The organism is Ciceribacter lividus (assembly GCF_003337715.1).
GTDB lineage: Bacteria > Pseudomonadota > Alphaproteobacteria > Rhizobiales > Rhizobiaceae > Allorhizobium > Allorhizobium lividum.
Genome location: NZ_QPIX01000016.1, coordinates 36350 through 48775 on the forward strand (window position 1 = coordinate 36350; position 12426 = coordinate 48775).

General features: G+C 65.2%; 11 protein-coding genes. 5 read left to right on the forward strand and 6 right to left on the reverse strand.

Translation table 11 applies throughout. From position 1 onward, the window contains the following. Nucleotides 1-38 precede the first annotated feature (38 nt). Together DFR48_RS20840 and mmsB are read left to right on the forward strand one after the other, a co-directional pair. A complete protein-coding gene (locus DFR48_RS20840) occupies nucleotides 39-1634 on the forward strand; it encodes a GMC family oxidoreductase (protein ID WP_114365144.1) in 1596 nt (531 codons plus the stop codon). 13 nt (nucleotides 1635-1647) lie between these two features. Further along, nucleotides 1648-2538: a 3-hydroxyisobutyrate dehydrogenase gene (gene mmsB, locus DFR48_RS20845; RefSeq protein WP_280956443.1), complete on the forward strand. Its 891-nt coding sequence runs from the start codon at nucleotides 1648-1650 to the stop codon at nucleotides 2536-2538. A gap of 30 nt (nucleotides 2539-2568) precedes the next feature. Here mmsB and DFR48_RS20850 read toward each other — a convergent pair whose 3' ends face one another. The 5 genes from DFR48_RS20850 to speB form a co-directional block, all read right to left on the reverse strand. After that, nucleotides 2569-3369, reverse strand: a complete 801-nt coding sequence (locus DFR48_RS20850; RefSeq protein WP_114365145.1) for an ABC transporter permease — start codon at nucleotides 3367-3369, stop codon at nucleotides 2569-2571. Then, nucleotides 3366-4220, reverse strand: a complete 855-nt coding sequence (locus DFR48_RS20855; protein ID WP_114365146.1) for an ABC transporter permease — start codon at nucleotides 4218-4220, stop codon at nucleotides 3366-3368. Before DFR48_RS20855 ends, DFR48_RS20850 begins: the two co-directional genes overlap by 4 nt. Then, a complete protein-coding gene (locus DFR48_RS20860) occupies nucleotides 4217-5248 on the reverse strand; it encodes an ABC transporter ATP-binding protein (protein ID WP_112691165.1) in 1032 nt (343 codons plus the stop codon). Before DFR48_RS20860 ends, DFR48_RS20855 begins: the two co-directional genes overlap by 4 nt. A 273-nt stretch (nucleotides 5249-5521) precedes the next feature. Continuing rightward, the gene (locus DFR48_RS20865; protein WP_114365147.1) at nucleotides 5522-6610 is read right to left on the reverse strand and encodes an ABC transporter substrate-binding protein; all 1089 of its coding nucleotides are present in this window, start codon (nucleotides 6608-6610) and stop codon (nucleotides 5522-5524) included. 94 nt (nucleotides 6611-6704) lie between these two features. Continuing rightward, complete coding sequence (gene speB / locus DFR48_RS20870) at nucleotides 6705-7760, reverse strand: agmatinase (protein ID WP_114365148.1); 1056 nt, start codon at nucleotides 7758-7760, stop codon at nucleotides 6705-6707. Nucleotides 7761-7940: 180 nt separating this feature from the next. Here speB and DFR48_RS20875 point away from each other — a divergent pair, with 180 nt between their 5' ends. Both DFR48_RS20875 and DFR48_RS20880 read left to right on the forward strand, forming a co-directional pair. Beyond that, nucleotides 7941-8981, forward strand: a complete 1041-nt coding sequence (locus tag DFR48_RS20875) for a LysR substrate-binding domain-containing protein (protein WP_114365149.1) — start codon at nucleotides 7941-7943, stop codon at nucleotides 8979-8981. Between the two features lie 23 nt (nucleotides 8982-9004). Beyond that, complete coding sequence (locus DFR48_RS20880) at nucleotides 9005-10180, forward strand: aminotransferase (RefSeq protein WP_114365150.1); 1176 nt, start codon at nucleotides 9005-9007, stop codon at nucleotides 10178-10180. A gap of 8 nt (nucleotides 10181-10188) precedes the next feature. Here the strand turns inward: DFR48_RS20880 and DFR48_RS20885 are convergent, their stop codons facing one another. After that, the gene (locus DFR48_RS20885; RefSeq protein ID WP_114365151.1) at nucleotides 10189-11139 is read right to left on the reverse strand and encodes a LysR family transcriptional regulator; all 951 of its coding nucleotides are present in this window, start codon (nucleotides 11137-11139) and stop codon (nucleotides 10189-10191) included. 171 nt (nucleotides 11140-11310) lie between these two features. Here DFR48_RS20885 and chvE point away from each other — a divergent pair, with 171 nt between their 5' ends. Further along, the gene (gene chvE / locus DFR48_RS20890) at nucleotides 11311-12381 is read left to right on the forward strand and encodes a multiple monosaccharide ABC transporter substrate-binding protein (protein ID WP_114365152.1); all 1071 of its coding nucleotides are present in this window, start codon (nucleotides 11311-11313) and stop codon (nucleotides 12379-12381) included. The last annotated feature ends 45 nt before the right edge of the window (nucleotides 12382-12426 follow it).

The following is a 12426-nucleotide window of genomic DNA, read 5'->3' on the forward strand; positions in this document are numbered from 1 at the left end:
TATCCCCGCACGCCGGGAGAAGGGACTAGCGGAGCGACATGGAAAACTACGACTACATCATCGTCGGCGCCGGAAGCGCGGGCTGCGTTCTGGCCAACCGCCTCGCCGCAGACCGCTCAACGCGCGTGCTGCTGCTGGAAGCGGGCGGCAGGGACAATTACCACTGGATCCACATCCCGGTCGGCTATCTCTACTGCATCAACAATCCGCGGACGGACTGGTGCTTCACCACCGCGAAGGAAGAGGGGCTGAACGGCCGTGCCCTCCTCTATCCGCGCGGCAAGGTGCTCGGCGGCTGCTCGTCGATCAACGGCATGATCTACATGCGCGGACAGGCGCGCGACTACGACCTCTGGCGGCAGATGGGTTGCACCGGCTGGGGCTGGGAGGATGTACTGCCGATCTTCCGCAAGTCCGAGGATTTCTACAAGGGCGCCGACGACAAGCACGGCGCCGGCGGCGAATGGCGGGTCGAAAAGGCGCGCGTCCGCTGGGCGATCCTCGAAGCCTTCCAGAAGGCCGCACTCGAAGCCGGCATTCCGACGACTGACGACTTCAACCGCGGCGACAACGAGGGCTCCGGCTATTTCGACGTCAACCAGCGGGCCGGCATCCGCTGGAACACCGCCAAGGCCTTCCTGCGGCCGGCCGTCAAGCGCGGCAACCTCACCGTGCTGACGAGGGCGCAGGCGAAACGGCTCATTATCGAGGACGGCGCGGTCGCCGGCGTCGAGGTCTGGCACGACGGCATGACGAAGACCTTCCGCGCCCGTCGCGAGACGGTGCTCGCCGCCGGCGCCATCGGCAGCCCGCACATCCTCGAACTCTCCGGCGTCGGGCGCGGCGACGTGCTGCAGAAGGCCGGCGTCGAGGTGGTGACGCAGGTGAAGGGCGTCGGCGAGAACCTGCAGGACCATCTGCAGCTCCGGCTCGTCTATAAGGTCAGCGGCCTGCCGACGCTCAACGAAAAGGCGTCGAGCCTCTTCGGCAAGGCGGCGATCGGGCTCGAATACCTCTTGCGACGTTCCGGCCCGATGGCGATGGCGCCGAGCCAGCTCGGCATCTTCACCAGGTCGAGCCCGGACAAGGACACCGCCGATCTCGAATACCACGTCCAGCCCGTTTCGCTCGACAAGTTCGGCGATCCGGTCCATCCCTTCCCGGCGATTACGGCGAGCGTCTGCAATCTGAGGCCCGAGAGCCGCGGCTCCATCCATTTGCAGAGCCCGGACTTCGCCGTCCAGCCGGTGATCAGTCCGCACTACCTCTCGACAGCAAGTGACCGGGAGACGGCGATCCGGTCGATCCGCCTGACCCGCCGGATCGCGGCCCAGCCCTCCTTCGCGCGCTATAAGCCCGAGGAATACAAGCCCGGCCCCACCTTCGAGACGGACGAGGACTTGATCCGTGCGGCCGGCGACATCGGCACGACGATCTTCCATCCGGTCGGCACCTGTCGCATGGGCGCCGACACCGAGAGCGTCGTCGATCCGCGGCTCCGGATGCGGGCGCTGAAACGGCTCAGGATCGCCGACGCCTCGATCATGCCGACCATCACTTCCGGCAACACCAACTCGCCGACGATCATGATCGCCGAGAAGGCCGCCGAAATGATCCTTGCCGACAACCGATAGAAGGAGACACCCCGTGGCAGCACCCATCGCATTCATCGGACTGGGCAACATGGGCGGCCCGATGGCCGCCAACCTCGTCAAGGCCGGGCACGAGGTCCGGGGCTTCGACCTTTCCGCGGAGATCCTGAAGGCCGCGGCGGGAAACGGCATCATCCCCGCCACCTCGCTGGCGGAGGCTGCGGAAGGTGCGGACGTCGTCGTTACCATGCTGCCGAAGGGCGAGCACGTGCTCGCCGTCTGGCGGGAGCTCGTCAAGGCGGTTCCGGCCTCGACGCTCCTGATCGACTGCTCGACCATCGACGTCGGCAGCGCCCGCCAGGCCCATGAGCTTGCCGCCGGAAAGGGCTGCGCCTCGCTCGACGCGCCCGTCTCGGGCGGCACGGGTGGTGCTGCCGCCGGTACACTGACCTTCATGGCCGGCGGCTCGGGAGACGCGTTCGAGCGCGCAAAGCCCTATCTCGAAGCCATGGGACGCAAGATCGTCCATTGCGGCGGCGACGGCGCCGGGCAGGCAGCGAAAATCTGCAACAACATGATCCTCGGCATTTCCATGATCGGCGTCTGCGAAGCCTTCGTGCTCGGCGAGGCGCTGGGGCTCTCGCACCAGGCGCTGTTCGATGTCGCCTCGACGTCCTCCGGCCAGTGCTGGTCGCTGAACACCTATTGTCCGGTCCCCGGCCCCGTCCCGACCTCGCCCGCCAACAACGACTACAGGCCGGGCTTTGCCGCGGCGCTGATGCTGAAAGACCTGAAGCTCGCCCAGGACGCCGCACTTTCGACCGGTGCGGCAACCCCGCTCGGGGCGGAAGCCGCGCAGATCTACGGCCTCTTCGAAAAGCAGGGACAGGGCGGGCGCGACTTTTCCGCCATCATCGAAATGCTGCGCGGCGGCCTTCAGGCCTGAGACCGAGGGCGCAACACGGGCCGTCGACGCTCAGCGTTCGTCGGCGGCCATGGCACCGAGCAACTTCGGCAGGTCGCCGAAACGTGCCACCAGCCCGAAGATCAGCGCCGCCGCGGCGACGAAGAGCACGGTGACGGAGGCCATCACCGGCGTATAACCGTAGCGCAGCGCGTTGAAGATCTTGATCGGCAGCGTCTCCATGGTGAAGCCGACCGTCATGTAGGCGACGATGTACTCGTTGAGCGACAGCACGAAGGCGAAGGCGTAGCCGGAGACCAGATACGGCCGGATGAGCGGCAGGACGACGGTCCGGAAAACCGTCCCGTCGTCGGCACCCATGGTCGCCGCCGCCTCGACCAGCGACCGGTCGATCGCCGAAAATCCGAGAGAAAGCGTCACCAGCGGCAGGGTCACGAAGAAGATCGCGTGCCCGATGACCGCCGTCCACGGCTGGCCGTAGAAGCCCGTCCCCGCCCAGAAGGTCAGGAGCCCGAGCGCGGTGATCACCGGCGGCAGCGTGAAGGGGGCAATCCCGAGAACCCGGAAGATATTCGCCCACGGCGCGATCCGTCGCCACAGGAACCAGGAGAGCGGCAGGGCGATGGCGACCGCGAGCGCCGCCGAGGCGAGCGCCAGCAGAACCGAGGAAAACAGGGCCGCACGCCAGCCCGGATCAGTGAAGATCGCACCATACCAGGAAAGCGAAAATCCCTGCGGCGGGAAGGTCAGGCTCTGCTTCTCGTTCACCGACACCCCGGCGACCACCGCGATCGGCATCGCGAGGAAGATCGCGACGAGGACGAAATAGAGACGTGTCAGATTGCGGCTCATGCGGCCTCTCCCTTGCGTCCGACGATTAGCGTCAGCGCCACCATGCCAAGCGTCACCAGCACCAGGAAGACGGCCATGGCGGCAGCGAACGGCATGTTCGACTGGTAGATCGCCTGGTCGGTGATGAGCACGGAAAGCGTCCAGTGCTGCGGGCGGCCGAGGATCTGCGGCAGCAGATAGCAGCCGAGCGCGAAGATGAAGACCATGATCAGCGTGGCGATGATGGTGTTGCGAAGCGCCGGCACGACAACGGTCAGGAAGGCCCTCACCGGCGAGGCGCCGAGCGTGCGCGCCGCTTCCGTCAGCGTCGGGTCGAGACGCACCAGGGCCGGGTAGAGAACGAGCACAGTATAGGGCAGCGCCTGGTAGACCATGCCCGTCAGCACCGCCCCGAAATTCGGCATCAACGCCATCGGCTTTGCCATGATCCCGAGCATGACGAGAAGGTTCGATATCCCCGCGGTCCGTGAGAGCAACGTCGACCAGGTGAAGCCGATGATGACCTCGGAGAGCGACAGGATCGACAAGAGCGCCACCAGCCAGACCACCTGCACCTTCCGCGACATGCGCGAGAGCAGGTAGGTGAAGGGCAGCCCGAGCACGACGCAGACCACGGCAACCGTGATCGCGAGCAGCAGCGAGAAGCCGAGCACGCCGCCAAAGAAGGCGGAGAGGAACCGCGCATAGTTGTCGAAGACGAAGGCTGGCTCGTAGAAGCCGCCCTGCTGGCGCTGGAAGAAGCTGACCGCGATCATCGTCCCGAACGGGATGACGAAGAAGAGGATCAGCATCCCCGCCGGAAAGACGAGCGGCGCGTAATCGAGCGCCTTCTGGGGCGGTTCGCGTCTCATGCGGCAAGCACCACGGCCGTCTGCGGATCGATGATCACGCCGACCTCCTGTCCGACGCTGACCGCCGGCCGCTCGCGTGGCGTCGAGACGGCGATGAGTTCGGTGCCGCGGACGTCCACGAAGGTCTCGATGGTGCCGCCGAGATCGCGGATAAAGGTGACGCGGCCGGAAAGCCGGCCAGCACCCGGCGCCGACAAATGGATGTCCTCCGGACGGACGGAGAGGCTGCAGGCGGTCTGGCCCGGCGCGGCAATGCCTTCGACCGGCTGGCCGAGGACGAGCGTGCGACCGCCGTCGACCGTGAGCGGCAAGAGATTGGTCGAGCCGATGAAATCGGCGACGAAGCGGTCCGCCGGCTTCCGGTAGATCTCGATCGGGCTCGCGGCCTGGCGGATCTTGCCGCCGTTCATCACCACCACGGTGTCGGCCATGGTCATCGCCTCGCGCTGGTCGTGGGTGACGACGATGGTGGTGATGCCGAGCTGTTGCTGCAGCTTGCGCAGTTCGACCTGCATCGCCTCGCGCAGCTTGGCATCGAGCGCCGAAAGCGGCTCGTCGAGCAGGAAGAGTTTTGGCGAGATCGCCAGCGCCCGGGCGATCGCCACACGCTGGCGCTGGCCGCCGGAAAGCTTGTTCACCGGCCTGTCGGCATAGCCCGGCAGGTGGATCAGCGACAGGAGTTCCTCGACCCGCCTCGCCTGCGCCTCGCGGGCGACGCCGCGGATCCTGAGCGGATAGGCGATGTTCTCGCCGACGGTCAGGTGCGGAAAGAGCGCCAGCGACTGGAACACCATGCCAAGATTGCGCTTGTGAGTGGGAACGCGAGTGATGTCCTCGCCGTCGAGCACGATCGCACCGCTCGTCGGCGTGTCGAGCCCGGCAATCATCCGGAGCAAGGTCGTCTTGCCGCAGCCGGATGGCCCGAGCATGCAGACGAATGTTCCGTGCGGAACGGTGAGCGCCACATCGTCCACGGCCGTGAAGGGGCCGAATTGCTTGGTGACACCGTTGAGAGATAGTCCGGACATCATGTCTCCGAAGTCAAATAAGGTCTGGGCACATGGCCCTTCCGCCACGGGATATCATTGCGCTGGCGAATTGTGTCGCAATCCGGTGGCACGCTCAAGCAGAAGACTCTGATCGAGGCGACAGCCCCTCATCCGCCCTGCCGGGCACCTTCTCCCCGCAGGCGGGGAGAAGGAAAGGAGCGGCACTCGGCACTCCAGCCTCCCCTCGCCCCGCTTGCGGGGAGAGGGTCAGGGTGAGGGGCAGTCTTGTTGACAGCCGTAGCTCCCGCCAAGTCAGCCGACGATCAGTTCGGTCCACTTCTGGTTCAGCCAGTCCGACTTGGTCTGGTAGAGGTCATAACGCGGGATGACCGGATCGATGTCCGAGGAGACCGCGGCGAATTCCTCCGCCGTCAGGTCGAGCAGGTCGCGCTTGACCGTCGGCGCGGTACCGACCTTGCGCGACAGCGTCGCCTGGATCGAGGGCTGGCACATGTAGTCGATGAAGACATGGGCCTCATCCGACTTTTCGGAAGCCCGCGACAGCGCCCAGCAGCCGGAATCGAGAATGCCGCCTTCCTTCGGGAAGGTGGAGCGGACCGGATGGCCTTCCGAAGCGGCAAGCCCCGTCACGTCGTGATAGTACTGCCCCATCGGGATCTCGCCCGACTTCAGCGCCTGCTCGAACTGCGCCTCGTCACGATACCACAGGCGGACGTTCGGCTTCACCTCGGCGAGCTTGTCGAACACCTTCAGGATGCCTTCCTCGGTGTCGAGCGCGTTGGTGCCGCCGAAATAGGTTTTCGCCGTCACCTCCAGCAGGAAGGAGTTGGACACGAGCGCGAGCAGGCCGAGCTTGTCCTCGTTCGCCGGATCCCAGAGGGCCGCCCAGGAGGTCGGCGCCTCCTTGTAGACGTCCGTGTTGGTGACCTGCGTGATGTACCAGGCGACGGCACCGAGGCCAGCGACCCGGCCGTCCGGATACTTGTTGACGAAGTGGTCGACGAGGTTCGAGACGTTCTTGATCTTGCCGAGATCAAGCGGCGCCCAGAGATCGGTCGCCTGACCTTTCAGCATCGCGACCTGCGACATCATCGAGACGTCGGCGGGCGCCTGGCCCGCCTTGGCGGCCTGCTCGAGCTGCACGAGCCAGGCTTCCCCGGTCGGCTCGGCGACGGATTCGATTGCGATACCGGTCGCCTTGGTGAAATCCGGGAAGATGTTCTTGTCGAAGGAGTCCTTGAAGTAGCCGCCGTAGACGCCGACCTTCAGCGACTTGTCCTGGGCCTTGAGGATGGAGGGCATCGCAAGCATGCCCGCACCGGCGATCGAGCCGGCCAGCACGCCGCGGCGGCTGATCGAAGTCTGCAGAAATTTCGTCATGGCTTTGTTCCCTTTATGTGGCTCTTGGTTGTCATCACTCAGTTGAAGCCGGGATGCGTTTTCGCGCAAGCCCGCCTGGTTTCCTGCTTTCGGCTCAGCGCCTCACGACGGCCGGGCTGAAGACCATCAGGCTCAGGATTTCGAAGAGAACCTGCGCCCCGGCATGGGCGGTGTTGTGGGTCGCATCGTATTGCGGCGCCACTTCCACCACGTCGCCGCCGACGAGGTTCATTCCCTTCAGCCCGCGAATGAGTTCGAGCACCTCGCGCGAGGTGAGCCCGCCGACCTCGGGCGTGCCCGTTCCCGGGGCGATCGAGGGATCGAGGCTGTCGATGTCGAAGGAGAGATAGGTCGGGCCGTCGCCGATGATCTTCCTGGTCTTCTCGATGATCGCCGGCATGCCGAGGCCGGTGATCTCTTCGGCATGGATCACGGTCATCCCGGACTCGTAGGAGAACTCCCAGAGATACTCCGCCGAGCCGCGGATGCCGATCTGGATCGTGCGGGTCGGATCGAGCGTGCCGTCGAGAACCGCGTTGCGGAACGGGCCGCCGTGATGGAACTTCGACTGGTCGAACGGCCCGCCGGTATCGCAATGGGCGTCGATGTGCACGAGCCCGACCGGACCGTGCTTGCGGGCGATGGGCTTCAGGATCGACTGGGTGATCGAATGATCGCCGCCGACCGAGAGCGGCAGCACGCCGGCGTCGACGATCTTCGAGAGATAGCGTTCGATGTCCTCGTGGCTGAGCTCCAGCCGGTAGCGGCTGGAAAACGGCACGTCGCCGATGTCCGCCACCTTGAGGTCGAAGACCGGCGCGCAATCGAGCACGTGGTTGTAGGGACCGATGCGGTCGATGCTGCGCAGGGCCCGGGGCCCGAACCGCGATCCCGGCCGGTTGGTGACGCCGAGATCCATCGGCACGCCGACGATCGCCACCTGCAGGTCGCCGAAATCCGGGGCCTGCGGGTCGACCTGTCGATGCGGGGCGCTGAGGAAGGTCGGCACGCCGGCATAGGGAGCCGCGCGGGTGCCGTTCGAAAAGATCTTCGCGCCGACTTTGGCGAACTTCGGATCGAAAATCTCGCCGGCTCCGTCGCCACCGTATTTCGCCCTGAGCGCCTCGAGTTTCGCCGGATCCCACGCCATCTCGTCGTTCCTTTCCTCGCCGTTTCGAAAGCGGGTCCGCGGCCTGGCCACGATATGACTTTCAAAAGGGCATTCTTCGGCCCTGCCTCAATGTTGAGCATTATCCCTACAAAAGGGATGGAAATGCAATTGACGATGTAATAGCAATCCATGTGAGAAAAATTCACAAGCATCGAGCCCATGACCGCGCGCCTGCCACCGCTCAATCCGCTCCGCGCCTTCGAGGCCGCCGCAAGGCTCGGCTCGATTTCCGCCGCCGCCCGCGAACTGAAGGTGACCCACGGCGCGGTCAGCCACCAGATCAGGACGCTCGAGGAAAGCCTGAAGGCGAGCCTGTTCGAACGCGGCGGCAACAGGCTCAAGCTGACGCCGCAGGGCGCGCTGCTGCTGCCGGCCGTCTCCTCCGCCTTCGAAGGCATTGCCGCCGCGACCGCTCTGGTCAACCGTCCCTCGACCAGCGGCAACCTGCGCGTCTCGTGCGTCCCCGCCCTGCTCTCGCTCTGGCTGATCCCGCGCATGGGCTCATTCAGCGAGCAGTATCCGGAGATCAGCCTGACGCTCACCTCCAGCAACGACGCCGCGCTCGTGCAATCGCCGGAGATCGACGTCGCCATCCTCTACGGGCCGGGCGGCTGGCGTGACTGCTGGGCGCGGCTGTGGAGCAGCCTTGAACTCTTCCCCGTTGCGAGCCCGACCCTTCTCAACAGCCGGCCTCTGCGCTCAGTCCGCGATCTGCGCGACCACGTCCTGCTGCACGGCGACGACGGACGTGAGTGGAACACCTGGCTTGCCGCCGCCGATCAGCTCGACATGCCGCGGCTCAGGGAACACTTCATGAGCGACGCGAGGCTCTCCACGGAAGCAGCCCGTCATGGCCAGGGCATCGCGCTCGGCGACAATATCACTGCGAGCAGTCTCATCGCCTCGGGCGAACTCGTTATCCCGTTCGACCTCTCGGTTCCGGCCTCCGACGCCTTCTACGTCACCTGCCGCAACGAGGTGCGTTCGGCCCCGATCGCCAAGGTCTTCATCGACTGGATGTTCTCGACCATCGAAAGCGAGCGGCTCTCCCGCCCGAGCACCTCGGCCCGCCACCTCATCCGCAGCCGCGCGCCGCGTGCCGCGCCCGCGCAATCCGATCCGCTCGGCACGTTTTCAACGCGGTCCCACCCGCGCGCCGCACTTGCCACCAAGCCCCGCCGCAAGAGCGAGAAGCGATAAGCAAACTGGAAAGACGACGAACCATGCCCTCTGCCTCCTTCAATCCGCTCGTATTCCGGCTGTCGCCACCACCGGTTCCCTCGGTCTTCGCCTGGGGTCGCGCCTATGACGGTGCATCGGGACCGCTGATCGACCTCTCGCAGGCCGTCCCCGGCTATCCGCCGCATCCCGACATGCTCGCCTGGCTTGGCGAGGCTGCGGCCTCGAAGGCCTGCGCCGGCTACGGGCCGATCGAGGGCGAGGATGCGCTGCGCGATGCCTATGCCGCGGAGATGGCTGAAATCTATGGCGCGCCCGTCACCGCCGCGAATATCCATATCACCTCCGGCTGCAACCAGGCCTTCATGGCGGCCGTGATGGCAATCGCCGGCGCCGGCGACCGGGTGGCGCTGACCGACCCCTTCTATTTCAATCAGGAGACGACACTGGCGATGCTCGGCATCGGTTGTGAACTGCTGCCGCTCGACGCCGCCGACGGCTTCGTGCCGCGCCTGGAACGAGTCCGCGAGGTCCTCGCCCGGGGCGTGAAGGCGATCGCCCTCGTCACCCCGAACAACCCGACCGGCGCCGTCTATCCCGGCCCACTGCTAAAAGACATCTTCGAACTCTGCCGTGCGGCCGGCGCCTGGCTCATTCTCGACGAGACCTATCGAGATTTCCTGCCGGCGGGTGAACGGCCGCACGACCTGCTGTCGGTGGCGGGATGGGAAGAAAACCTCATCCTTCTCTATTCCTTCTCGAAGTCGTTCTGCATCCCCGGCCACCGGCTCGGCGCCGTCACCGCCGGCGAACGCACGGTCGCCGAGATCGCCAAGGTCATGGACAATTTGCAGATCTGCGCGTCACGCGCGCCGCAGGTCGCCGTCGCGAGAGCAATTCCGGCACTGAAGCAATGGAGAGACGCCAACCGCGCAGAAATCCTCGCCCGCGCAGACGCGCTCCGCGCCGTCATGGCAGGCCTTCCCGCATGGAAGATGGACTCGCTCGGCGCCTATTTCGCCTTCATCCGCCACCCCTTCGGCGATCTGACATCCGCCGAGGTGGCGGAAATGCTCGCCAGGAAGGCCGGTGTGCTGTGCCTGCCGGGCGCCTATTTCGGCGAGCGTCAGGGGGCATACCTGCGTTTCGCCTTCGCCAATGCCAACGCCCCAACCATCGCGACGCTAGCGAACAGGCTCGGCGGCTTCACTCCCACCTGACGCCGCCGCTATCGGTTGCCGGACCACCGGGGGGTGGCGTGGAGCTCCTGCATGACGAGATCGCGCAGCCGCGCCGCCACCGGCGTCATCTGCGTCCGCTTGACCGTCAGGAGGTGGTAGGGCGCCACCACGATCGGCACGCGGATGTCGAGCTTGCAGAGGCCGGTACCGGTGCTGCCGCACAGGAGGTCGGACACCTCCCGCGACATGGGCGCGATGGCGTTCGAGGACGCAAGCATGGCGATCATCACCAGCAGCGAGGTCGTGTTGACGATGTTGGAGGGAATCTGCACGCCGGATTCGATGAACATCGCTTCCACCGCCTGCCGCACCGGCGCGCCCGGCGCCTGCATCACCCATGCGAAATGCACGATGTCGGCCGGCGACAGATCATTGGCGTAGGCCAGCGGATGGCTCTCGTGCACGAGGAGGTTCACCTCCTCCACGCGCGCGTCGAGAATGTCGAACTGACGCGCATCGATCCCTGCCGGAATACGCCCGAGCGCGAAGTCGAGCTGGCCCGACAGGAGGTCGCCGATCAGGGCGTCGCTGGAGGCGACGTCGACATGGATGTCGGCTGCCGCCGCCTCCGCCTTGAGCGCCTGGATGGCGGGCACGATGAAGCCCACAGCCCCACCGGTGACGGCACCGGCACGCACGGTGCCGCGCAGGCCGCGCTTGATCGCATCGACCTCGCGGATCGCCTCGTCCATCTCCTCCAGCAGTGTCCGCGCCCGCCGCGCGAGCGCGAGCCCCACCGCCGTCGGCTCCATGCCCTTCGGCGTGCGAACGAACACCGGCGCATCGATCAGCCGCTCGATGTCCCCAAGCATCCGCGAGGCAGCGGGCTGCGTGATCGACAGCGCCTGGGCAGCGAGACTGAGCTGCCCGCGCTCCGCGATCACGCGGATCAGGCTGAAATGCTTCGGTTGCAGGCGCTGAAAGTGGATTTCGGACATGAACTGTATATCAACTATGATATGCAGAAAGTCAAAATAATCATTTGATCGATATATCGAGGGCGATAAAACTCGCCTCGGGAGCTGGGGGCTGCGAAGCCAGCCACCCGTTCTTGTTTCAGCGGCGCCAGGAGGGGCTTGGCGCCGTACGGTATGACCAGGGAGGTTACCATGAAGAAACTCGGCGCACTGATTGCGTCTGTCGCAATCAGCATCGCATCCTTTACGTCCAACGTCTTTGCCGAAGACAAGGGCATGGTTGGTATCTCGATGCCGACCAAGACCTCGACCCGCTGGATCTCGGACGGCGAAACCATGGAGAAGCTGTTCAAGGAAGCCGGCTACAACCCGGACCTGCAGTTTGCCGACGACGATATCCCGAACCAGCTCGCCCAGATTGAGAACATGGTAACCAAGGGTGCCAAGGTTCTGGTCATTGCTGCGATCGACGGCACCACGCTCTCCGACATCCTGCAGAAGGCTGCCGATTCCGGCGTGAAGGTCATCGCGTATGACCGTCTGATCCGTGACTCGGGCAACGTCGACTACTACGCCACCTTCGACAACTTCCAGGTCGGCGTTCTCCAGGCGACCAGCCTCGTTGACGGTCTCAAGGCGAAGTTCCCGGACACCAAGCCGTGGAACGTCGAACTCTTCGGCGGTTCTCCGGACGACAACAACGCCTTCTTCTTCTATGACGGCGCAATGTCGGTTCTGCAGCCCCTGATCGACAGCGGCGACATCGTCATCAAGTCCGGCCAGATGGGCATGGACCAGGTCGGCACCCTGCGTTGGGACGGCACCGTCGCCCAGGCTCGCATGGAAAACCTGCTCTCCTCGACCTACACCGAAGACAAGCTGAACGGCGCTCTGTCGCCCTACGACGGCCTGTCCATCGGCATCCTGTCGGCTCTCAAGGGCGTCGGCTACGGCTCCGGCGACCTGAAGATGCCGATCGTAACCGGTCAGGACGCAGAACTGCCTTCGATCAAGTCGATGCTCACCGATGAGCAGTATTCGACCGTCTTCAAGGACACGCGCGAACTCGCCAAGGTCGCCGTTTCGATGGTTGATGCCATCATGAGCGGCAAAACCCCGGAGATCAACGACGAGAAGACCTACAACAACGGTGTCAAGGTCGTTCCGTCCTACCTGCTGAAGCCGGTCGCACTCGACAAGGCCAATGCCAAGGACGTCCTCGTCGGTGCCGGCTACTACACGGCCGAGCAGATCGACAACTAATCCTTGCGATCATGGCGGGTCCGCGACCTTTCGCGGACCCGTTTT